This window comes from Mesorhizobium sp. WSM4820, assembly GCF_055811075.1.
Genome location: NZ_JBVVQN010000004.1, coordinates 346,447 through 366,058, shown reverse-complemented (window position 1 = coordinate 366,058; position 19,612 = coordinate 346,447). Strand labels below are relative to the sequence as shown.

Annotated in this window: 25 protein-coding genes, 1 tRNA gene and 2 pseudogenes; 13 read left to right on the top strand and 15 right to left on the bottom strand. The window is 59.4% G+C overall.

All coding sequences use genetic code 11. The features are described 5' to 3' along the window. On the bottom strand, positions 1–206 hold a 206-nt coding region (locus AC0L2R_RS09795; protein ID WP_473508626.1), incomplete at its 3' end, for a hypothetical protein. A 426-nt stretch (positions 207–632) separates the two neighbouring features. Between AC0L2R_RS09795 and AC0L2R_RS09790 the strand changes: the two genes are divergently transcribed. The 3 genes from AC0L2R_RS09790 to AC0L2R_RS09780 all read left to right on the top strand — a co-directional run bounded on the left by AC0L2R_RS09790 (position 633) and on the right by AC0L2R_RS09780 (position 4,661). Continuing rightward, positions 633–1,697, top strand: coding sequence for a glycoside hydrolase family 88 protein (locus AC0L2R_RS09790; protein WP_473508625.1), 1,065 nt, complete (start codon positions 633–635; stop codon positions 1,695–1,697). A gap of 336 nt (positions 1,698–2,033) precedes the next feature. Further along, positions 2,034–2,897: a D-alanine--D-alanine ligase family protein gene (locus AC0L2R_RS09785; RefSeq protein WP_473508624.1), complete on the top strand. Its 864-nt coding sequence runs from the start codon at positions 2,034–2,036 to the stop codon at positions 2,895–2,897. Between the two features lie 51 nt (positions 2,898–2,948). Beyond that, complete coding sequence (locus AC0L2R_RS09780; protein ID WP_473508623.1) at positions 2,949–4,661, top strand: GNAT family N-acetyltransferase; 1,713 nt, start codon at positions 2,949–2,951, stop codon at positions 4,659–4,661. A 59-nt stretch (positions 4,662–4,720) separates the two neighbouring features. On the opposite strand, the gene AC0L2R_RS09775 is transcribed toward AC0L2R_RS09780, so the two are convergent. After that, complete coding sequence (locus tag AC0L2R_RS09775) at positions 4,721–5,785, bottom strand: DUF2332 domain-containing protein (protein WP_236392242.1); 1,065 nt, start codon at positions 5,783–5,785, stop codon at positions 4,721–4,723. A gap of 137 nt (positions 5,786–5,922) precedes the next feature. On the opposite strand from AC0L2R_RS09775, the gene AC0L2R_RS09770 reads away from it, so the two are divergent. Next, complete coding sequence (locus tag AC0L2R_RS09770; RefSeq protein WP_473508622.1) at positions 5,923–6,855, top strand: alpha/beta hydrolase family protein; 933 nt, start codon at positions 5,923–5,925, stop codon at positions 6,853–6,855. A 158-nt stretch (positions 6,856–7,013) separates the two neighbouring features. Here AC0L2R_RS09770 and AC0L2R_RS09765 read toward each other — a convergent pair whose 3' ends face one another. Both AC0L2R_RS09765 and AC0L2R_RS09760 read right to left on the bottom strand, forming a co-directional pair. Further along, positions 7,014–7,241: a hypothetical protein gene (locus AC0L2R_RS09765; RefSeq protein ID WP_473508636.1), complete on the bottom strand. Its 228-nt coding sequence runs from the start codon at positions 7,239–7,241 to the stop codon at positions 7,014–7,016. 12 nt (positions 7,242–7,253) lie between these two features. Further along, positions 7,254–7,461: pseudogene (locus AC0L2R_RS09760) on the bottom strand (transposase zinc-binding domain-containing protein); the annotation flags it as partial. A gap of 562 nt (positions 7,462–8,023) precedes the next feature. Here AC0L2R_RS09760 and AC0L2R_RS09755 point away from each other — a divergent pair. Further along, a complete protein-coding gene (locus AC0L2R_RS09755; protein ID WP_473508621.1) occupies positions 8,024–8,356 on the top strand; it encodes a hypothetical protein in 333 nt (110 codons plus the stop codon). 259 nt (positions 8,357–8,615) lie between these two features. Here AC0L2R_RS09755 and AC0L2R_RS09750 read toward each other — a convergent pair whose 3' ends face one another. Next, positions 8,616–8,885, bottom strand: coding sequence for a hypothetical protein (locus AC0L2R_RS09750; protein WP_473508620.1), 270 nt, complete (start codon positions 8,883–8,885; stop codon positions 8,616–8,618). 10 nt (positions 8,886–8,895) lie between these two features. Here AC0L2R_RS09750 and AC0L2R_RS09745 point away from each other — a divergent pair, with 10 nt between their 5' ends. Then, the gene (locus tag AC0L2R_RS09745) at positions 8,896–9,192 is read left to right on the top strand and encodes a hypothetical protein (RefSeq protein ID WP_473508619.1); all 297 of its coding nucleotides are present in this window, start codon (positions 8,896–8,898) and stop codon (positions 9,190–9,192) included. Between the two features lie 88 nt (positions 9,193–9,280). After that, positions 9,281–9,448, top strand: coding sequence for a hypothetical protein (locus tag AC0L2R_RS09740; RefSeq protein WP_473508618.1), 168 nt, complete (start codon positions 9,281–9,283; stop codon positions 9,446–9,448). A 336-nt stretch (positions 9,449–9,784) separates the two neighbouring features. On the opposite strand, the gene AC0L2R_RS09735 is transcribed toward AC0L2R_RS09740, so the two are convergent. Then, positions 9,785–10,006, bottom strand: a complete 222-nt coding sequence (locus AC0L2R_RS09735) for a hypothetical protein (RefSeq protein ID WP_473508617.1) — start codon at positions 10,004–10,006, stop codon at positions 9,785–9,787. A gap of 776 nt (positions 10,007–10,782) precedes the next feature. After that, positions 10,783–11,091: a hypothetical protein gene (locus AC0L2R_RS09730; RefSeq protein ID WP_473508616.1), complete on the bottom strand. Its 309-nt coding sequence runs from the start codon at positions 11,089–11,091 to the stop codon at positions 10,783–10,785. Between the two features lie 151 nt (positions 11,092–11,242). On the opposite strand from AC0L2R_RS09730, the gene AC0L2R_RS09725 reads away from it, so the two are divergent. Continuing rightward, positions 11,243–11,455 carry a hypothetical protein gene (locus tag AC0L2R_RS09725; protein WP_473508615.1) on the top strand — a complete coding sequence of 71 codons (213 nt, stop codon included), beginning with the start codon at positions 11,243–11,245 and terminating at the stop codon, positions 11,453–11,455. A 28-nt stretch (positions 11,456–11,483) separates the two neighbouring features. Further along, a complete protein-coding gene (locus tag AC0L2R_RS09720) occupies positions 11,484–11,663 on the top strand; it encodes a hypothetical protein (RefSeq protein ID WP_473508614.1) in 180 nt (59 codons plus the stop codon). Between the two features lie 548 nt (positions 11,664–12,211). Here the strand turns inward: AC0L2R_RS09720 and AC0L2R_RS09715 are convergent. The 5 genes and pseudogenes from AC0L2R_RS09715 to AC0L2R_RS09695 all read right to left on the bottom strand — a co-directional run bounded on the left by AC0L2R_RS09715 (position 12,212) and on the right by AC0L2R_RS09695 (position 13,267). Beyond that, complete coding sequence (locus AC0L2R_RS09715) at positions 12,212–12,415, bottom strand: hypothetical protein (RefSeq protein WP_473508613.1); 204 nt, start codon at positions 12,413–12,415, stop codon at positions 12,212–12,214. 67 nt (positions 12,416–12,482) lie between these two features. After that, on the bottom strand, positions 12,483–12,707 hold the full coding sequence (locus AC0L2R_RS09710; RefSeq protein WP_473508612.1) for a hypothetical protein: 225 nt from the start codon (positions 12,705–12,707) through the stop codon (positions 12,483–12,485). 126 nt (positions 12,708–12,833) lie between these two features. Continuing rightward, positions 12,834–13,043, bottom strand: coding sequence for a hypothetical protein (locus AC0L2R_RS09705; RefSeq protein WP_473508611.1), 210 nt, complete (start codon positions 13,041–13,043; stop codon positions 12,834–12,836). After that, positions 13,040–13,118, bottom strand: a pseudogene (locus AC0L2R_RS09700) (transcriptional regulator); the annotation flags it as partial. The pseudogene AC0L2R_RS09700 and the gene AC0L2R_RS09705, both read right to left, overlap by 4 nt. A gap of 14 nt (positions 13,119–13,132) precedes the next feature. Beyond that, positions 13,133–13,267 (bottom strand): ribbon-helix-helix protein, CopG family, encoded by a 135-nt coding sequence (locus AC0L2R_RS09695; RefSeq protein ID WP_268931605.1) that lies wholly within the window; start codon positions 13,265–13,267, stop codon positions 13,133–13,135. 149 nt (positions 13,268–13,416) lie between these two features. On the opposite strand from AC0L2R_RS09695, the gene AC0L2R_RS09690 reads away from it, so the two are divergent. Both AC0L2R_RS09690 and AC0L2R_RS09685 read left to right on the top strand, forming a co-directional pair. Next, a complete protein-coding gene (locus tag AC0L2R_RS09690) occupies positions 13,417–13,785 on the top strand; it encodes a hypothetical protein (RefSeq protein WP_473508610.1) in 369 nt (122 codons plus the stop codon). After that, positions 13,782–13,964 carry a Lar family restriction alleviation protein gene (locus AC0L2R_RS09685; RefSeq protein ID WP_473508609.1) on the top strand — a complete coding sequence of 61 codons (183 nt, stop codon included), beginning with the start codon at positions 13,782–13,784 and terminating at the stop codon, positions 13,962–13,964. The genes AC0L2R_RS09690 and AC0L2R_RS09685 overlap by 4 nt, the downstream gene beginning before the upstream one ends. A 291-nt stretch (positions 13,965–14,255) precedes the next feature. On the opposite strand, the gene AC0L2R_RS09680 is transcribed toward AC0L2R_RS09685, so the two are convergent. The 3 genes from AC0L2R_RS09680 to AC0L2R_RS09670 form a co-directional block, all read right to left on the bottom strand. Continuing rightward, positions 14,256–14,330: transfer RNA gene (locus AC0L2R_RS09680), tRNA-Glu, on the bottom strand. 189 nt (positions 14,331–14,519) lie between these two features. Further along, a complete protein-coding gene (locus AC0L2R_RS09675) occupies positions 14,520–15,638 on the bottom strand; it encodes a YcbK family protein (RefSeq protein ID WP_473508634.1) in 1,119 nt (372 codons plus the stop codon). A gap of 336 nt (positions 15,639–15,974) precedes the next feature. After that, the gene (locus tag AC0L2R_RS09670; protein WP_473508608.1) at positions 15,975–17,810 is read right to left on the bottom strand and encodes a PHA/PHB synthase family protein; all 1,836 of its coding nucleotides are present in this window, start codon (positions 17,808–17,810) and stop codon (positions 15,975–15,977) included. A 172-nt stretch (positions 17,811–17,982) separates the two neighbouring features. Between AC0L2R_RS09670 and AC0L2R_RS09665 the strand changes: the two genes are divergently transcribed. Together AC0L2R_RS09665 and AC0L2R_RS09660 are read left to right on the top strand one after the other, a co-directional pair. Further along, entirely contained in the window at positions 17,983–18,300 is a 318-nt protein-coding gene (locus AC0L2R_RS09665; protein ID WP_473508607.1) for a hypothetical protein, read from the top strand. Between the two features lie 93 nt (positions 18,301–18,393). Then, positions 18,394–19,611 (top strand): LL-diaminopimelate aminotransferase, encoded by a 1,218-nt coding sequence (locus AC0L2R_RS09660; RefSeq protein WP_077383891.1) that lies wholly within the window; start codon positions 18,394–18,396, stop codon positions 19,609–19,611. Position 19,612: the final 1 nt, after the last annotated feature.

The window sequence follows — 19,612 nt, the reverse complement described above, 5'->3', positions numbered from 1 at the left end:
GTGGTGGCGGCGGCAGCGGCGGCGATGGCGGCGATGGTGGCAGCGGCGGCAGCGGCGGCGATGGCGGCAGCGGCGGCGATGGCGGCGGTGGCAGCGGTGGCAGCGGCGGCGATGGCGGCAGCGGCGGCGGCAGTGGCAGCGGCGGCGGCGGCGGTGGTAGCGGCGGCAGCGGCGGTGGCGGCGGCAGCGGCGGCTAACGACCCCACCAGATGTTCGCTCGATAATCGCGAAGGTGAGCGTCTAAAGGCGCTCACCTTCCGTTTGGGATACTCAACTGGAGGCCGGCGCGAGGCTGACTTATCGGCCGCGAAGCTATCTTCACTCCTCCGCGCCGCGCTTCGTCGCAGACCGGCCCTTCAATTGCAGCGACAAACCAGGATCTTCACGGCTCTCTACGCTCATTTGGAGCCCGGCCCTACAGCCGAGGCCGTTGCCACCGCATAGACCCTGCCATTACAGTCGACGGTTGAAGAGCAGCCCAACACTCGATCAATCTCGGCGAAACCATGTCCGCCCAACGGATTCAAACCTCCAAACGCCCCATGCCAAAGAGGAACTTTCATCGGGCCGAACGGTCTCCCGAACGACGGACGGACGTGTCGCTGCCGGAGGAGATGGCAAGGATCCGAGACTTGGCGGAAGCCTGGATAATCCGCAATATTGGAAAAAAGGGCCTGTTTACCTACAGTATCAATCCGTATACGGGCGAGAAATCTGAAAAAAACAATGAACTAAGACAGCTTATGTCATCGCGCACGTTGGCGGAAATGAGCGTAGGAAATCTCTCGCTTCGCCCTGTTCATCGCCGCAATTTATCGTTCATCATGAATACATGGTATAGGGAAGAGCGTGGCATTGGTTATATTGAATATGATGGCAAGTCAAAACTCGGGGCGAATGCGATGCTGCTTCGCACATTCGCGGCAAGCCCTCATTTTGGACAGTTCCAGTCAAAGGCCAGGGCAGCCGCGGAGGGCATCCTTGCGCTCCAGAATGCAGACGGGTCTTTTCGCCCTTGGCTAAAGGAGCCGAATTATTCCTTCGACGCAAAATATCTCCTAACATTCTACTCAGGGGAAGCACTGGTAGCTTTGCTGGAATATTATTTCCGTACTGGATTAACCCGTTATTTCGACGAAGCGGCGCGCAGTGCGGAATTCTATTTAGATGAATATGTCCGCAATATCGCAGATAATTATTACCCGGCATACGTGCCTTGGCACACCATCGCTTATCGGCATCTATATGAGTTGACGAAAGCCGATAAATTCGCCGAGGCGGTGTTTACTCTGAACGACAAATTGCTTGAACTTCAGGACCGGTCGTACAGGATTGGACGGTTCTTCAATCCAGAAACCCCTCAGTACGGCCTTCCGCACGCGTCCTCGGACGGAGTTTATACCGAGGGGCTGGCTTATGCATTCGAGATGGCGCAGCGGACAGGGGATGAGGTGAGGGCAGGGCGATACCTTGACGCTATTATGCTCTCGTTGAAAAACATCGCATCCTTGCAGTATAGAGAAAAACTGGATGAATCTTCTCTTCCTTTTTATGCGTACCGAGGAGCCATCAGGACCAATGCAGAGAAAAATAGGTGGGCTCGCATAGACAATGCCCAGCATACGATAGACGCTATCCAGGCCTTGGGGAATTTTCTCGGAAGCAAGCAGGCTTCTACATTCGAGCTGGGGCTTTGACTCCCGTCAAAGGACAGCCGGGAGCCCCGAACTGCTCCTGCGTTTCTTCACCCGGGCAGTGCGGCCAGCAACCCAGTCTGGATCTGTACCATTTCGACCTTCAACGCCACCCAAAATATTGCCCATGGTTCTGCTTGACCGGCTCAAGCCATGATGCAAGCATGGAAAAGCGTTTTGAACACATCAGGCTCATAAATGCCGACGTTGGAATACCTGTTGACCCCATCGCCGGAAGAGCTGGCGCAAACCCATGTGCTGTTTTTGGCGCGTCATGCCCTCGACTCCAGCCCGGAGCGCAGGGCCAAGTACGGCTACCACGTCGTCTACCATGCCATCATGCTCGAAACGCTGCGCGGGCTGGGTTTCAGGGTCACGCCGGCGAGCGAGCACGAGGTGCTGTTCGGGCCTCTCGACTTCGATTTCCTCTATGCCATTCACTCGCATGCGATATTCGATGGTCACGAGCTCCTGGCGCCGGCAATCGCGGCCTATCGTGGCGTCCCCTGTCTCGGCGCATCGGCGTCAAGCCGGGCGGTCTCAGAAGACAAGGTATTGGCCAAGCAACTGGCTGCTTCGCTGGGGCTCGATGTCGCCAAGCACAGGATCATGCAGCCCGGTGAGGTCAGCAATGACAAATTCAGCCTGCCCGGTTCGTGGATTGTCAAGCCGCGAGGGGGTATCGCTTCCGACGCAATTGTAAAGGTCGAGAATGAAGCGGATTGGCGGGATGCGCTGACAACCATCTCGGATCCGCGTCACGGCGGCCGTGAATTCATTGCAGAAGAGTTTGTGCCGGGCCTCAATCTGACGGTTCCAATTGTCGAGGGCTTCCCCCCGGGTTCATTGGCGGTCTTCGAGGAGCGCGGCCGCCCTGGCGACAATGTTCTGACCAATGAAGCAAAGCGAGGGCTCAACAGTTCCTACAAGTCCGCTCCTTACGACGGACCGGGAGCTGAAGAGGTTTCGGAGGCAACCGCACGAATGGTGGCCGAGATGTCGCCATTCGATTATGCCCGCTTCGACTTCCGTTATGATCCCGACACGCGGCGGACCGTTTTCATCGAAGTGAACATCGCCTGCAACATGGCGCCGGCCTCGGCGGTCTATCGTTCGGCCGCCCTGCATGGGATCAAGTATGAAGAACTGGTGGGACATGTTTTGACGCACAGTCTCAGGCGTCAGAGAAAGCGGCAAAGATAACCGCAACGCTCGATAGGGCACTTCAGTGATGGTCAGCGCATGCAAATCGATATGGTCGACAAATTCGAAGCGTTGCAGCCGCTGAGAGAGAATTGGGACCGGATATATGACTCCGATCCGGAGGCGAACTTCTTCCTGTCGTGGCCATGGATGTCGAATTGGCTGCGACGCCCAGGTTGGGTGATTTTGGCTGCGCGGTCTCCCGGGTCGAACGAGTATGTCGCCTTCTTCCCTTTGCAACTCGTCACCGGGCTTGATGAGCAGACGGGGTTTTATAGCAGCATAAGGATGGCCGGCTCGTATTTCGCCACCTATACGGGCTTCATCTGCGTTCCCGAATTCGAAGAGCAAGTCGTTTCGTTGTTCGCCGATCGCCTGCAGGCGCTGAATTGGACAACGTTACACTGCGACGACATTTCGATATCGGCCAGGCGCCGTCAAATGCTGCTCGGAAGCTTTTCCGACAACGATTTTGTGAAAGAAAAGGTTGAACGACGTCGCCATACAACCCGAACAGGCGAAAACATAAATCATGACATCTATATGTATGTCGATTTGCCAGCCGATTGGGACGAATTCCTGGATGGCAACCTTGGCTCGAAAACCCGTCGTGATGTCCGCCATTTTCTTCGTCAGGTCGAAAATAGCGGAGAATACCGGATAAGTTTGGCGAACTTCGAGACAATCCAAAGCGACCTGGAGGTTTTCTATCAACTTTGGCTTGCGCAGTGGGAGGCCAAAAGTCGCGTCTATGCTCAGGGTATTATTGCCAACTGCCGCCATATGTTACTTGAGTGCCACAAGGCGGGTGTGCTGTTCGCGCCCGTATTGTGGAAAGGCGATACTCCATTAGGAGTACACATTACGTTTATCGACAGGTCGAAGCGTTCACTCGTCTGTTTCCTCGTCAGCCGCAATCTCGCAATTCGGAAGCCTCCACCCGGCTTGGTGCTTCACGCCTACAGCATCCGTTGGGCAATTCAAAACGGCCTCAGGACCTACGACCTTGGCACTGGAGATTTTTCGTACAAGTACAGTTTCGGATCGAAGGAGCGGCTTGTAGAGGGTGTCCGGGTCGACTCCACCAACAGCCGCGGGAACAGGCTGGATCGAAGAAGCCTTCCCTCGGTGATTTCGTCGGTGCGAAAGCTGCGTCAGGAGGGGAAGTTCCATCTGGCCGAGCGCGGCTGCAGGCAGGTGCTCGAAACTGAACCGAGCAATCTGGAGGCGCGCCGGCTTCTGGACGAGCTTGTGGCGGCTAGGCGTATTGAGGAGCAATTTGCGCGTGCCTTGCAATGCCATCGGAGCAAGCAATTTTTGGATGCGCAGAGGATTTATCTGCAGGTACTGGCAGCAAATCCCCGGCATTACGACGCTAATTATCTGTTGGGCGTTCTATGTCTTCAGGCCGGTCGGTATCAGGCAGCGGACACCTACCTGGCTCGCGCCACCGAGATCAATCCGAAAGCCGCAGCTGCGTACAACAACAGGGGGCATGCCTTGCGCGGCCTGAAACGGTATGACGAGGCTCTCGCGTGCTACGAAAAAGCCATCGGGGTGAAACCCGATTTCGTGCAGGCAATGAACAATCGGGGGGTGACGTTGCGGGCGTTGGGGCGCATTGATGAAGCACTCGCCAGCTTTGACGAGGCGCTGACGCTCAAACCGGACTTTGCCAAGGCCTTGTCCAATCGCAACCAGTTGCGTGTGCCCCTGCCGCGCGACCGTTTGTCCATCGCCGATGATGTGGACACCTTAGAGTAAAGCGCATCGCGTTTTGCATCTGGTCAAGGACAGGAATGGCCGCGTAAACCGTCGACCTGCTAACCTTTCCACTCCATCGATAGCCCATGCGGATCGCAGATCGCGAGCGTTTTGACCCTGCGCTCGCCATTGAAGTATCTGCTGACCTTGAGAGGATTGAACGTCTCAGTGGGGTTGGGGTGTGCGACCTCGCCTTCGACGGTTACGCGCCAGACCGGCGCCGTCTTGCTCGCCTCCAACAGGATATCGTTTATGCGTCGGTGTTGATCGCCGGAAAGCTGATAGCCCATTATCGTGTGATACACGCAGCGGGCTTGATAAGGCGGAATCTCCGCCAGCGCAGAGCTCAGGTTCAACACGGCGTCGCCGCCTTTGATCCGGGGCGGATGCGCGGCGGCGACCTTCAAGGCGCCATCCAGTTTTGTGAGCCGGTCAATGCGCTCGGGCCAGACAAGCGCCTTGAGCCACCGGCGTTCATTTTCATCCCGAACATCGGTCGGATAAAGTTCGAGGCCGACCCTCGATAAAACGGGGGGCGGGAACGTCCCCAATACAGGCACGCCAGGCCCTTCAAGGATGCAGGAAAGGACGAAATCCGCATCGGTCCACCGCTCCAGCTTCGGAGCGCCTGCCCCGTCCGTATACCGATATCCATAGCTGTCGAAGTTCAGGTTGAGGCCGGCGCTGGATCCGATCTCTATGAGGCCAAGCGGAGCGGCGGCTTCGCGCGCAACCAGATCGAATGCGGGCAGCAGCAGCGCGCTGCGGCCAGCCTCGTTGGTGTTGGTGGCGCGCTTCGCGATAATGTCGACGAGTTCGGCTTCGTGGGCACCGCAAAAAGCGGCGAAAAGTTCGAATGCGCGATCGTCGGCCGGCCGCGTTCCGCCCAGACTCGGATAATAATCCTTGAGAGGATGATCGACGCCGCCAAGCAGGAGATACTGTACCGCGCCGAAGACCAGGTTCGCCGCCGGCTGACCCTTCCTGCGCCCTGCCGCCAGGCGCTGCAGCGCGACATTGTCCGCAATCCCGAGCGACAGCTTTTCATAGAGGGGAGAGCCGCCACGACGAGACTCGTTGGCAAAGAAGCGGTAATAGTGAGCGCTTGTTTCAAACACCACCATAGCACGGACCTAGCGGGTAATAGATTGTCTTGGATGTGGCTTCCACCTGTAATTGCCTTAATGCTTTCGGCCCAGCGGGTCAAGGAACCGGCCGAACAAGAGAGGCTCTCGAGCATACACTCTTGTGAGACTGGCGGATGAACGAAACCGTGGACGATTCACCTTCGGGATATACTGCCATTGATGGCGCCTTTCGCGACGAATCGCGCAGCCGTTCGGTGCCATACCGGCTTTATGCCCCGGCTCCCCTCTCTGGCGCTTACCCGGTGATCCTTGTGTCGCATGGCATTGGCGGATCGCGCGAGGCGATGCCTTACCTCGGGCGGCGCCTGGCGGAAAGCGGTTACGTGGCGGTGCACCTGCAGCATACCGGGACGGACAGCTCGATCTGGCAACACGCAAACTCTCTTGCGGAAGTCTACCGCATTCTTCGTGAAGCCATGTGGGACGCCAATGCGGCGCGCGCGCGATTTCAGGACGTGCCCTTTGCCCTGCGCGAGCTTGCGCGCATGAACGGCGAGGGGCGGCTCGCCGGCCGCCTGGATTTGACACGCATCGGCATGGCCGGACACTCTTATGGAGGCGTCTCGACGATGGTTGCCGCAGGGCAGAGAATGGGTCCGGGCGGGCAGTGGTCGTTCAAGGAGCCAGGAATTCGCGCTGGCCTGGTCATGAGCCCGAACATACCCCTCCAGGGCGGCGACTTGGCCGCCCTTTACCGCGATATCAGTATCCCGCTGTTTCACATCACGGGCACGAAAGATGGCAATGCGGTGCCCGGCAACAAGGAATTCGATCCGATACAGCGGACCCTTCCTTACGAAGCGCTGACCATCCCTCATCAATATCTGCTCGTTCTCGACGGTGCTGGCCACAATGCGTTTTCCGGCCTGAAGCACGGACCACACGCCCACGGTCCCGAGGAGGAGACCCGCTACACGCGCGTTGTACAAGACGCAGCAGTGTCGTTCTTCGATGCCTACCTGAATGGGAAAACGGCGGCTCTGGCGGCCCTTCGCCACGAATTTCAATCCAGCCTTGAGCCGACCGACAGGTTTGAATGGAAATAGCGGGAAAGTCCGCCAGTGTTCACTGACAGTTATTCGACCTGGCTTTGGTTGCGCTCGGTCTTGTCGAGATCACACAGGAAGGCAGGGCCGGAAATGCTGAATGGCGCCGGCCCAACTTCTTCCGACTGACCTACCGCCACACCGGTAGCCGGCGAAGGTCATGGTTGTGCTGCCAGATGGTCCTGATCGATCTTGGCAATTACCCCTTCAAGGGCCTGGACTGCACGCCTCGATATCTCAACATGAGCGGCCGTGGTGTCGACTTTTTCCTTGCCCGGCTCAACGCTCCAAATGCCGGTTTTCCCTGCTTCGGCATTGGCGATAAACCGGCGCTCATATTCAAGTTGCTGGCTAAGTTCTTCTCGGAAAGCCTTCGTTGCGGCCATCGGTTTCCCCCTCGCTTGGCACCTTGGACAGTGTCTATTCCTGCAGCTGTTATAGGCAATGCGACTGTGGCCGCAGTCCTCGCACGCCTCGACGTGACCGCCAAGCGCCGCGGTGCGGCAGGTCTCGATCGCCGACATCACATTCAGCTGGCCGGCCTGGGCGGCCCGGTAGGCGGGCTGCGGTGCGGAAGATGTCGGCAACCTCGATCGAGGCGCGCACGCTCATTGCGCACCGTGCGGGTTGCAACCTTCGTGTAGAGGAGACGAGACCATTTGCTACGACCGCGCTTGCATTCGCGGCCGACGTATCGGTAGTTACCCTAACGACAATTGGAAAAGAACGACTAGATTATGGCATCCGGCCGCGATCACTTGATAGCCCAACTCGCACGCGCACTTCGATCCGCCCTTCCGTCGTCCGCTGTTGTCGCCGAACGAGCAGACCACCCGTTGCTGTTCACAGGGCCCGACATTGTCGTTGGTTCCGAGGGCAATTTAGTCGCGGTTTTCATTCCTAAAGCGCTGGAGCTCAAGTCGTGGAAGGCCCTTCTATCCCGGTTGACCGCGGTGCGGCTCGCGCTTCCGGCTCACGCGAAGTGCGTTCTGCTGTCGACTGAACGCTTGGGCGTCCGACGCTGGCCGAGATCAAGATCGATGGTCGTCCGGCAGTGGTGGTCTCTGGTGCGTTGCCCACGCGTATCGAGCAGGATTTTCGTGAGACCGTGGTGCTGCAGGGGGCACACCCTTCCGTCGGCTGGGGGTGAGGTCGCAGGCACCAGCGCTTGTCGGCGCGCTCCGAAGGTGGCCCAGAGCCGGGATGGACAAAGGTTCCCGACGATGTTTTCGCCGGCTTTTCATTCGATGGTAAGAAATTCACCGGCCCAGAGCCAACGCCGCCGCCTCGTAAGACAGTTCTGAAATCGCTTGTGCAGGCTCGCATCATCGAAGCTGGCAAGATGCCCGAGGCCTACGCCGCCTTGACGCAAAACGCGGTCTATTTCGCCCGCTGGTTTGCTCCCGATCGACCCGAGGTCTACTGCGACGACCCGGACGCCGTCCTGCTAGTCACGGCCCTTGGCCTCGACCCTGACGCGATTCTCGCGCCTATCGTTTGAAAGACGCTTAAATCCGGCAACATCACCATGCCGATCCGCTTTGATTTCTAGCGGGTGTGTTCCCAAGTGGAACTTTCGCAAATCCTAAAAATTGTCTGTGACCAGTGGGCGCTGCCCCCCCCCGCTGCCCGCTGCAGATCGGGCGACACAAACCCGATCGGGCCCGCGCTCTCCGCCAGAGGCGCGGGCTTCTCCTACCCGTTACCGATTTCGCTGAGATGGTCGGCCCGACAGCCGCTGCACTGACGCTCCACAGATCTCAGGCGGCATGAACTGGCGCCGCCCGGCGGCTTTCCATCTGCTCGAACGATGTGCTGTCTGCATGGAACACGTAAATATTGAAGCCGGCGGGGCTTGAAAATTGCCCGCTGGCTTCGGCTAGCGGGCTTTTTGCATCTCTCTTGAACGGGGCAAGGCTGCATTCGCCCTCATGGACCGGCTCGGGACCATAGAGCAGCAAGACAGCTTCTTCGCTCGGCAGCCACCATCTTGCATCAGAAACTTGGAACATAAGTGAGGCAGAAAACATTGTAGGCGCCATGGACAAGAACGACGGCGACAATCTTCCTGAATGGTTTCCGGGCAACCTGCCCGATGATCCAGTAATCCTAACCGATATCACGAAAAGAATTTCGAGAGAGATCGACGGTAACATCGGGCCGGACGGTTTGGCGGTCACGGAGACCAGGCGGGATCGCAATCTGGTTGAGGAATGGGAAGAAGCTGACCCCGCCCTCGACAGCCAGCCGTCCGTGGTTCCGTTGTTCCTGGTTCTGTATGCGCTCTCTATGTTGGGCTTCGCAGCGTACGCCCTCGCTAGTTGGTATCTTCCATAGCGCCAGCCTCTGGTAATAACCCGAGCGATATCACGCGCTTGGGAACAAGCGCTAGATAGCAAAGTTACCAGCGTAAGGAGTTTCTCCTATGGCTGACGAACAGGATAGGGCGCCGAACAACATTGATATCGTCGTTCGACGCTTGGTCAAAGAAACCGGCATTACCGAGGAACAGGCCCGAGAGCTTATCTTCTTCCTCGGGCTCCATTGGGCATCGCTGCTCCGGGAAGCAAAGGCCCTAGCTGCCAAGCGGTAGGCGGGCTTTTCCACCAACTTCCGAATAGACTCTTCTGCCCGATCTCGTACAATAAACCGTCGCCTGCTTTCGAACGGCACAGGGGCGATTGAAAGTGTCGATCGCTTTCGCCCTAACGCAAAAGGGAGTTGGCCCGATGCCTTTCACAGGAATAGCTGACCCGGAACAGCTCAGCATTCTTCGCCAAGCTTTGGACGAGTATTGCCTCACTTGTGGGATTTCGGACGAGCAAGGCCGTGACGACGCCGCGTGGCTAGTCATGTTGCTATTTAGCAATGGCGCGAACAGCCTCGAGAAACTCAGGGCAGGGCTGGGGTCCGAAGAGCGTCGCCGAGCTTAGGCGTCACGGATTTTTTCGCTGTCGCGGCGCTCTAGCCTTGCGACAGTCTCAATGATTGCCTTCGCAAGTGCTTCGCCCTCGTGGATAGGCTCGGGGCCGTAGAGCAGCAGGACAGCTTCTTCACTTGGCAGCACACCAGCAGGGCAAGTCTGTTCGATAGCCATGCGAACCAGCTTGAGGGCGGCCCATGCGTTGCGGAAGTTCTCTTGGGCTTCCATGCTTCCTCGCTGAGATCGGCGGCCCAGCAGCCAGTTGGAGTTTGGGTGGGTGGCCGCTGGGCCTAACCGGCGGGGGGGCGTCTGCGGGACGGTCGCCGGCTACTTCTACCGTAAGCAGATATATGCATAATTGCTAATTTAGTAAAATTGTCACGTTCCGTTCCCCTGGCTATCAAATCGGATGAGCCTAGAGTCAATTTTCGGTCGGCGGCCAGGCACCAGCATGGCATCCGTGCTAAGTGCCCCCAATTCGGAGGGAAAGATGCGACTATTTTTGGTGTTGATTGTGATGGCGCTGAGCGGCTGCGTATCCAATGTTTCCCCGGATAGTGATGGTATACCACGCCGCGCGTCCTTTGCTGGAAACCATTAGCCGCTTAATTCACGCCGATAGCGGCCGTGCCGGTTGTTGTGGTCCAACGGTTGTGGGGAGCGCGTTTCGGGCATTGATTGACAGGCTCGGCCGTGACCACGGCTCGATGCATGACGACCTGGTCGGGCTCTTTGTTTGCTCAAACTGTAAGGCTGCCGGTCGTGACCGCCGGCAGGTGTTCTTCACATGCATTCCTGACTACGAAGGCCAGCAGCGGGCGCGCAATCGCGACTGGAAGGCAACTTTCGAACGAGGGGGCTGAAAGTGGCCGGCGCCACTTTGGGGGGCGTTGGGGTAGATTGCCTGTAGGCGCCGGCCAGGCGGATTGGGGTCCGCCGCACGAACAAGCTAACAGAGGTTGGGGGCGGGCGGAGGTACGCGACCACGGAAGTCCTAAGCGTGGTTAATCCACCATGTCACGCAGCGGCTTCTTGCGTTTCGGCGCCCTGTACTTCTCGACCAGCCGCACCTGGTCCATGTCGACTGTTACCAGCGGTCCCATGGCGATTGTCACCCTGCCGCCTCCCTCGTCTATGCGCGTGACCTCTCCGGTGAGCTCGATCTGCTGCCCCTGCTTCACCTTGGTATGATCGACTATCGAATGGGGGAAGTTGTAAGAGGGGATGGAGACGCTTACGCGGTCCTCAGTGACCCGTCTGCGGACGGTGGCCGTGATCGCCACCAGATCTCCAATCCCAATTCCCCGCGCCATTCCATGAGTCTGGGGCGGCCGGCGTCTTAGTCAAGAGATTGCTAATATAGGTGACCGCTTCATCCAAACGATGGACGAAGCCCATCAATGGCCGGTGCTATTTGGATGTATGTCGCGACCTTACTTGCCCCCGAGCCACCTTGCTATCGCTATGCTCGCGATCAGCGTCAGCTATGCCGAAGCTGCGGACCGTAAGGTCGAAACCGCGACGCTCGGTACGTACGCCAATTCGAAGAACCTGCCGGTTTGCACCGCGTCAAGCTCCCTCTTCGAAGTCCTCGGTGACAAGTGTTTTCTCGTCAAAGGTTCGATGATCTATGGCGACATCGCCGAGCTGCCCCAGATAGTAACTTTTAGTCGGTAGCCGGCGAAGCTCATGGTTATTCTGCCAGATGGTCCTGATCGATCTTGGCAATTACCCCCTCAAGGGCCTGGACTGCACGCCTCGATACCTCAACATGGGCGGCCGTGGTGTCGACTTTTCCCTTACCCGGCTCAACGCTCCAAATGCCGGTTTTCCCTGCTTCGGCATTCGCGATAAACCGCCGCTCATCTTCAAGCCGCTGGCTTAGTTCTTCTCGGAAAGCCTTTCACTGGTCTTCGTTGCGGGCATCGGTTTCAGTCCTATCTAACAGCACACGTTGGGAACTGACCTGCGGCCCGATCCGCAAGAGCTTTCGTTACCTCGGATTTGGAGGCGCATGCCCTGGCAAGCTTGACGCCGAATCCTTGGCCCTCCAGACAGCGAACAATGTAGCGGTCTCGCAGTTCGGAATTCACGTCATAGGTAGTCGATGAAGCGGGGATGTTTATGGCTCCGACCCGGTTGCAGGTCGTCATAGTGCCATACGTGTTGCATTGGATCGTGCCGGGATTGTTGTAGCCGGGGTTAATGTCGGTCGCCAGCGACTGCGGGATCTCTCTGAACGAGTTGATTTTTGCACTGATCGGTCGCGGTCTGGGTTGAGTTGAGATCAACACCAGGCTTGAAGACCACATAAGCCGGTGTGGACTGACATCCGGCAATAGCCAGTGCCACTAAAAGATATCGTTTATGCATGTTTGTTCCCCCGCCGGCACTGAACGCTAAAAGGGTCGTCTCCGCAAGGGCTTGCCGCCGTTAGCCGCCGCTGTCTATGCCGCCGCCCGCTTTGCTGAATACAACCGTGCCGTCGTCTTTGCGTACTTCCACCGCCACGATACCGTCATCCTGCTTTCGAGCAGGGAATGTCGCCAGCGCGTGATCTCTTGCGGCCTTCTCGGCATCGAAGGGCGTCTTTTCAACGATGCCCTGTCTCCCGTACCAAATCACCGTGAAGGCCATCGCTGCGCCGCTCCTACATCTCGTTGTTTTCGATGATGCCGGCTTCACAGTCGGGCAGGTGAGAAGCTTATTTCCCGAGACGGCTCAGAACTATAGCAAGGTAGCCTTTGTCTCGATCCGTCCGAGCTTGCAATTCTGCGAGGTCGGAACGTAGCGCTTCCTCACCCTCGATATCGGTGATGCCATAGTCTTGTTGCGCATCGAGCCACCATCGAGTTTGCTCAATGAGCTTTTCAGTACCCTCAATTCGCTCTTGTAGCGATTCAGCATACCTTTTGAGCCCCTCGGTCAACGCCCCCTCCTGAATAAATGAGCCCGTCAGCAAATCACCATCGCGGCGCCAGCACAAGCGCCCGCCAGGTCTCGTAAGACGGCCGCCGGCCGAAACGCTCGCTGGTGAGGCTGGGGACGGAGTACTTCAGGGTAGATTTGTCCAGAAAAGTATCGCCTGACAAGCGAAGCCCACACAGGCCGATATGCCGCCTGCGGCGTTCCACCGGCCAGCGCGCTGCAGTTCTCCGATGAACGTGTTAATATTGTCGGGGACGCGGATCGATGCCGCAACAAGCCAAAAAGCTGCAGCGAGGCCGGTCGAGAAAAGTCCGATCAGGTTAATCCACAACGTCATGACTTCCTCAGCCTCACGCCGGCGCCACCGCCGTTCTCTGGGATAAACTCGACGGCCGGCGGATTCGAGGGCAGCACTCGCCCGGGTTTTCACTCAGCCTTCAGTACCTGGTGTCTGATCAACCAATCACGAATGATCAATCGGACGGCTTCAGGTCGTGAAACATCATGCTCGGCAACGAATTGATCGACGCCCGCGAGCATGTCCGGTTGAAGGCGGACCATGATCGGCACGCCTTTTCCCGTTGGGGCTGGTCCCCGCCGTTTCTTTGATATCACGGTTTCTTGCTTTGCCATAAAAACTCTGATATCAGAATTCCCGTTCTGGCGGAAGCCGCTAGAACCTCACATGAAACCGAATTGGAGAAGATCCGATGCCGAACACCCATGTTCGGGCAGCCGCCGAAGGCATGCCCGATGTCAACCGCCGCCGCCTTCTGCTTGGCCTCGCGGCTGCCGCTGTCGCGGCGCCGGCCTTGGCTGCCGCTTCAACGATCATCGACGCGACCGCCGCGCCGTCTGTCGCTGACGCGATCCCATCTACGGGCAAAGCCAGTCTCGACGAGAAGCTGCTGCAGCTGCCGCCGGAAGAGGCGCACCGATTGAGGATAGAATTCATAGCGATCATCTCCACTGTCAGAGAGATGTGCGCCCGAGGCGAAGATCGCCAATCGATCAGGAATTTTGTCAGAACCCGGTTGCAGCAAAACGAGATGGACTGGAAGAGAGAACGGGGAATATGAACGCCGCACCGCGCTTTCACGAATGTCCATTCGACAACAGCCGCGATCTGCAGGTCGAGCATTACGACGGCGACTATCACGTCCGCTGCCGGCGCTGCGGCGCGCAGGGGCCGACTGCAGACACATGGGCGGAAGCCGAACGGCTTTGGAACGACCGCGGCAGCAGCGACAAGCACTAACCCGCACACACCAAGCAAGCCCGCTGCCTCACGGTGGCGGGCTTATCGCCGTTTGGCCTTCGCCAGTTGCAGCCGCAACCATTGCCAACCCCACTTCACCAGCGATCTGATCAGCCGCATAAAGCCCCCCTCCCATGTCCCCGCGTGGACCCGATAGTCGCAGGAAACCCCTTGGAAAGCCAACCAGGGCGGTTCCGGCTCACGCCGGGTCTGTTCAGGGAAATTCGCGGGGGTTTATTCGGTGGATATTCGATGAAATCAGGCCAGGGAGGCTTAAGCGGTTGATTTTTCTGGTACGCCCAAGGGGAATCGAACCCCTGTTACCGCCGTGAAAGGGCGGTGTCCTGACCGCTAGACGATGGGCGCGCTCAGATGTGAGCGCTTATAGTTGCGTTGCACCAAACCGGCAACCCGTCTGCCGCTACCTGCGACAACTTTTTTCGGTGACCGCAAAACCGCGCATTTTCGGCGATTTCCCCCGGTTCGACGCGGCACCCTATGCCGTCCTGAGACGGCAAACTGCGGGCGTTGCATGGACGAGAGGAGAACCAGCCTTTACCGCCGCCGACGGCAGCGCCAGTTCCAGTCGCGCTCGGGACCGACGTCGATGTGGACGGAGTCGGTATGGCAGTACGTGCCGACGCCGCCGCGCCCGGGCATGCTGCGGATGTAGCTTGCCAGTTGCGCTTTCGAGACGCCTGGAACCTGGATGTCGGCGGCGGCGCAATACATGTGCAGCGAATTCTTGGCGCCGTTGGCGCGGCGGTTGCGGGCCGGATCACGATAGCCGGAGGTGACGATCATCTTCTTGCCGTAGTGGCCCTCGATCGTCTTCAGCACACGGACCAGCGAAGGCTTCAGGCAGGCAACGTCGACATTCTCGGTCTGCTTCAAAAGACCGTTGGGCGCCAGCCGGGCAAGACCGGGAGCGTATGCCACCTGATAGGCGCCGCCTTCATCCTCGTTCAGATCGACGTCGCTGTCGTCGTCGAGGCCGGATTTGCGCTTGATCTCGAAAAGCGCGGTCTTGCGTACGCCAGGCAGCGCGTCATCGGTGAAACGGCTGGTATCGCCGAGCGAAGCCAGTTGCACCGGCTTTTCAGCCGTTTTGGCCGAGGCCAGGGTGATGGCGGGTTTTGCCGCCGCCTTGGGCTGAGCGGCCTTGGGCTGCGCCGCCTGCGGCTGCTCGCCCGACCTGTTGCTGGCCTGCGGGGCAGGTGCTGCCGAGGCAGGCGTGCTGAACAAAGAGGCGAGGAACCCCTTCTTCTTCGGCGCATAGGCCTGCGGCTCAGCGGCAGTCACATAGACCGGGTTGTTCATCGCCGGCGCGGCGGACTTCGGCGCGGCCGTGCCGGCATCGGCGGTTTCAGTCTTCTGCGCAGCAGCGTCGGCCTGTTCAACCGTCTGCGCCGCCTGTGGCTGCGGCGTCTGGCCCGCAGCCGCCTCTGCGCCCGCTTTAGCCGGGACGGGGAAGCCGGCATCCGATTTGGCGCCTCCCTGGGGGCCCTGCGCCCCCGGCTTGGCCGCTGGCACATGAGCGACCTGCTCAGGAAGGCTTGCGTCGCCCTTGGCGGTCATCGTCATTTGTGAAGTCGTCATCTGCGACGATGAATCAGTGGTGACCTGTTGGCTGCCGGAGGCCGTGTCCGGTGCCGAGGCATTGTAGCCGGGCATGCCGACGGACAGGGATGGGTCGCCGGCCGAGGTGCAGGACGCCAGGAGCACGGAGAAAAGCGCGGCCGCAATGGCGCGGCTTTCTCCCTTCGCGAGGCGCGATCCTGCTGATTTCAAAACAAAATTCCCCCTCGATGTCCGGTCGGTACTTCATTGGCGGCACCGAAACGTCTCGCCGCAATAAACCCTTGTCCCCGAACGGAAACGAGACCTGTGTCAAATCCGCAAGCCCCAGAGTAATTCGACGGCTAGAGAAGAATCGGGAGTGCTTAAGGGTTGACGACACCATTTCGCCCTCTTTTACCGGCGCGTCAACTCACCACACATTACAGAAGGTTACACACGCACCTTGACATAGGTGCCTGGCGCATCGCCCAGGGTTTTCATGTGCTTGCCGGGTTTGCGGGCCGGCACGCGGGTATCGTCCCTGGCTTCGATCCAGCGTTGCCAGTGCGACCACCAGGAGCCGGGATGGTTGGTGGCCTTGGCGAGCCACTCGTTGAAGTCGCCGGTTGGCTTGCCGCCGGTCCAGTAGTGATATTTCTGAGCAGCCGGCGGATTGACGACGCCGGCGATGTGGCCGGAGCCGGCCAGGACGTAGTCGACCTCGCCGCCGAAATATTCCGAACCGAGGAACACCGAAAGCGCCGGCGCGATATGGTCTTCCTTGGAGGCGAGGTTGTAGACCGGGATGGTGACATCCTTCAGCGAGACGACGTGGCCCGCCAGTTCCATCTCGCCTTGCGAAAGTCTGTTCTCGAGATAGCAATTGCGCAGGTAGAAGGAATGGTTGGCTGCGGCCATGCGGGTCGAATCGGCGTTCCAGTAGAGCAGGTCGAAGGGCAGGGGATCCTTGCCGCGCATGTAGTTGTTGACGACATAGGGCCAGATCAGGTCGCCCGAGCGCAGCATGTTGAAGGCGGTCGCCATCTTGGTGCCGTCGAGATAGCCTTTCTCGTTCATCGCCTTTTCGACGGCCGCGACCTGCTCCTCGTCGACGAACACTTTCAGGTCGCCGGCATGGGTGAAATCGACCTGCGTGGTGAAGAAGGTGGCCGATTTGATGCGGTGGTCCCCCTCCTGCGCCAAAAGCGCCAGGGCGGCTGCCAGCAACGTGCCGCCGACGCAATAGCCGACGGCGTTGACGTCCTGTTCGCCGGTGGCCTTTTCGATCGTGTCCAGGCCGTATTGCAGGCCCTCTCTGATATAGGCCTCCCAGCTCTTGGTGCCGTGCCGCTCGTCCGGGTTGATCCAGGAGATGACGAAGACGGTGTGGCCCTGCTCGACGGCCCAGCGGATGAAGGATTTTTGCGGGTTGAGATCGAGAATGTAGAATTTGTTGATCCATGGCGGGCAGATCAGCAGCGGCCGCTTGAGCACGGTCTCGGTCGCCGGATCGTATTGCAGGATCTCGGCGACGTCGCTGCGGCCCACCACCTTGCCGGGTGTCGTGGCCAGGTTCTTGCCGATCTCGAAGGACGAATAATCGGCCTGCCTCAGTTTCAGGTCGCCCTTGCCGGCGGCGATGTCCTCGGCCAGCATCTTCATGCCGCGCACCAGGTTTTCGCCATTCGAAGCGATGGTCTCGCGAAACAGTTCCGGGTTGGTCAGGATGAAATTCGACGGCGAGATGGCGTTGGACACCTGCTTGACGTAAAAACCAGCCTTGTGGCGGGTGTGCTCGTCCAGGCCATCGGCGTGCTCGACCAGGTCGTTCGCCCAGCGCGAGGTGACGAGATAGGCCTGCTTGAGGAAATCGAAAAAGGCATTGCGGCCCCATTCCGGGTCCTGGAAACGCTTGTCGCCGGGCTCGGGCTTGAACGCGCCTTCGGCGTCTTCGCCGCCGTCGCTGAGGCGCTGGATGGAGTTGGCCCAGACGGTCATGTAGCCGGAAAACAGCCGCGTTTGCGCCTCCAGCGCGCGCTGCGGATCGGAAAGCCAGTATTCGCTGAGCTTGGAGAAGGTTTTCACCATATCGACGACCGGCTCGGCGACATGATCGCGCACGTCGCCTTTCTCGCGCGGCTCGGCCCATGCGGAAGCCGCCTTGCCGGCCTGCTCGATCATGCGCGCCATGTTCAAGGCGAAGCGCTCCGGATCCTTGACCAGATATTGCTCGACGGTCGAAGGCCGGTCATCTTCCGCTTTGCCCGAATCGGGTGTTTTGGACATGGTTCGCGGGGTTCCTCCCGAAGCGTTTTCTTGACATAGTATCATGGCACATCCAACAGGGTCCAACGCGCTCTATCTTGGCTGCCCGGGAAACAATATGACGACTGATACTGGCAAAACTGTTTTTTCTGGCACTGGTCGTTTTTGCCGCACAGGCGCGGCGGTCGTCTTTTTGGCGATCGCCGGCTGTTCGAGCACCAACATCGAGGGCGCCACGCCTGTCGCGGCTACCGACGGGCCGAAGAACACCGGCGCCTATCCGAACCTGAATATCCCGCCGCAGGCGGCGGCGGAGCAATTCACCGAGGCGGAAAAGAACGCCAAGCTCACCCAGTTGAAGGCGGAGGCACAGGCGCAGGGCTCAAAGGGCGGCGCGGTCAAGGTCGCGAACCCGGCGGCGCTGAACACATTGGCGAAGCAGCACGGCGCCGATGCGCTGAAGCAGATCGAAGCCAAATGCGATCCCGCCCTCGACCCTACCTGCAAATAGGATTATATCGCGCGACCGACAAGCACCACCGACGGGCACCTTTGCCAAAAACCACTTTGACCGTCTGGAATTGAACCCACCACTGGAAACGACATGGAAGAATTTCACAAGGTCCGCCGGCTTCCGCCCTACGTCTTCGAGCAGGTCAACCGGCTGAAGGCCAGTGCCCGATCGCGCGGCGCCGACATCATCGACCTTGGCATGGGCAATCCGGACCTGCCGACGCCCAAGGCCATCGTCGACAAATTGTGCGAGGTCGTGCGCGACCCGCGCACGCATCGCTATTCATCGTCGCGCGGCATTCCGGGCCTGCGCCGCGCCCAGGCCAATTACTATGCCCGCCGTTTCGGCGTGAAACTCGACCCGGACACGCAAGTGGTGGCGACGCTGGGCTCGAAGGAGGGTTTTGCCAATATGGCGCAGGCGATCACCGCGCCAGGCGACGTGATCCTGTGCCCAAACCCGACCTATCCGATCCACGCTTTCGGCTTCATCATGTCGGGCGGCGTCATTCGCTCGTTGCAGGTGGAACCGGACGACGGCTTCATTCCGGCGCTGGAGCGCGGCATCCGCCATTCGATCCCGAAACCGCTGGCGTTGATCCTCAATTATCCGTCGAACCCGACGGCGCAGGTCGCCTCGCTCGATTTCTACAAGGAGGTGGTGGCCTTCGCCAAGAAGAACGACATCATCATCCTGTCTGACCTTGCCTATTCGGAAATCTATTTCGACGGCAATCCGCCGCCCTCGGTGCTGCAGGTGCCGGGCGCGATCGACGTGGCGGTCGAGTTCACCTCGATGTCGAAGACCTTTTCGATGCCCGGCTGGCGCATGGGTTTTGCCGTCGGCAACGAGCGGCTGATCTCGGCGCTGACGCGGGTGAAATCCTATCTCGACTACGGCGCCTTCACGCCGATCCAGGTGGCTGCCGCGCACGCGCTCAACGGCGACGGCGCCGATATCGCGGAAGTGCGCGACATCTACCACAAGCGCCGCGACGTCATGGTCGACGCCTTCAGCCGCGCCGGCTGGGTCGTCCCGGCGCCGGCGGCGTCGATGTTCGCCTGGGCGCCGATCCCGGAGCCGTTCAAGCATCTCGGCTCGCTCGAATTCTCCAAGCTTCTGATCGAGCACGCCGACGTGGCGGTGGCGCCGGGCGTCGGCTTCGGCGAGCATGGCGACGATCATGTGCGCATCGCGCTGGTCGAGAACGAGCACCGGATCCGGCAGGCGGCGCGCAACATCAAGCGCTTCCTGGCGTCCAGCGCCAAACAGCCCAACAATGTGGTGCCGCTCGCCGCGCATCGTTGAG

Excerpts from the sequence above, each read along its gene's own strand:
- AC0L2R_RS09785 (WP_473508624.1), top strand. The coding sequence starts at position 2,034 with ATGCTCGAAACGCTGCGCGGGCTGGGTTTCAGGGTCACGCCGGCGAGC.
- AC0L2R_RS09780 (WP_473508623.1), top strand. The coding sequence starts at position 2,949 with ATGGTCGACAAATTCGAAGCGTTGCAGCCGCTGAGAGAGAATTGGGAC.
- AC0L2R_RS09775 (WP_236392242.1), bottom strand. The coding sequence starts at position 5,785 with ATGGTGGTGTTTGAAACAAGCGCTCACTATTACCGCTTCTTTGCCAAC.
- AC0L2R_RS09770 (WP_473508622.1), top strand. The coding sequence starts at position 5,923 with ATGAACGAAACCGTGGACGATTCACCTTCGGGATATACTGCCATTGAT.
- AC0L2R_RS09765 (WP_473508636.1), bottom strand. The coding sequence starts at position 7,241 with ATGGCCGCAACGAAGGCTTTCCGAGAAGAACTTAGCCAGCAACTTGAA.
- AC0L2R_RS09750 (WP_473508620.1), bottom strand. The coding sequence starts at position 8,885 with ATGTTTTCTGCCTCACTTATGTTCCAAGTTTCTGATGCAAGATGGTGG.
- AC0L2R_RS09745 (WP_473508619.1), top strand. The coding sequence starts at position 8,896 with ATGGACAAGAACGACGGCGACAATCTTCCTGAATGGTTTCCGGGCAAC.
- AC0L2R_RS09740 (WP_473508618.1), top strand. The coding sequence starts at position 9,281 with ATGGCTGACGAACAGGATAGGGCGCCGAACAACATTGATATCGTCGTT.
- AC0L2R_RS09735 (WP_473508617.1), bottom strand. The coding sequence starts at position 10,006 with ATGGAAGCCCAAGAGAACTTCCGCAACGCATGGGCCGCCCTCAAGCTG.
- AC0L2R_RS09730 (WP_473508616.1), bottom strand. The coding sequence starts at position 11,091 with ATGGCGCGGGGAATTGGGATTGGAGATCTGGTGGCGATCACGGCCACC.
- AC0L2R_RS09725 (WP_473508615.1), top strand. The coding sequence starts at position 11,243 with ATGCTCGCGATCAGCGTCAGCTATGCCGAAGCTGCGGACCGTAAGGTC.
- AC0L2R_RS09720 (WP_473508614.1), top strand. The coding sequence starts at position 11,484 with ATGGTCCTGATCGATCTTGGCAATTACCCCCTCAAGGGCCTGGACTGC.
- AC0L2R_RS09715 (WP_473508613.1), bottom strand. The coding sequence starts at position 12,415 with ATGGCCTTCACGGTGATTTGGTACGGGAGACAGGGCATCGTTGAAAAG.
- AC0L2R_RS09705 (WP_473508611.1), bottom strand. The coding sequence starts at position 13,043 with ATGACGTTGTGGATTAACCTGATCGGACTTTTCTCGACCGGCCTCGCT.
- AC0L2R_RS09695 (WP_268931605.1), bottom strand. The coding sequence starts at position 13,267 with ATGGTCCGCCTTCAACCGGACATGCTCGCGGGCGTCGATCAATTCGTT.
- AC0L2R_RS09690 (WP_473508610.1), top strand. The coding sequence starts at position 13,417 with ATGCCGAACACCCATGTTCGGGCAGCCGCCGAAGGCATGCCCGATGTC.
- AC0L2R_RS09685 (WP_473508609.1), top strand. The coding sequence starts at position 13,782 with ATGAACGCCGCACCGCGCTTTCACGAATGTCCATTCGACAACAGCCGC.
- AC0L2R_RS09675 (WP_473508634.1), bottom strand. The coding sequence starts at position 15,638 with ATGCCCGGCTACAATGCCTCGGCACCGGACACGGCCTCCGGCAGCCAA.
- AC0L2R_RS09670 (WP_473508608.1), bottom strand. The coding sequence starts at position 17,810 with ATGTCCAAAACACCCGATTCGGGCAAAGCGGAAGATGACCGGCCTTCG.
- AC0L2R_RS09660 (WP_077383891.1), top strand. The coding sequence starts at position 18,394 with ATGGAAGAATTTCACAAGGTCCGCCGGCTTCCGCCCTACGTCTTCGAG.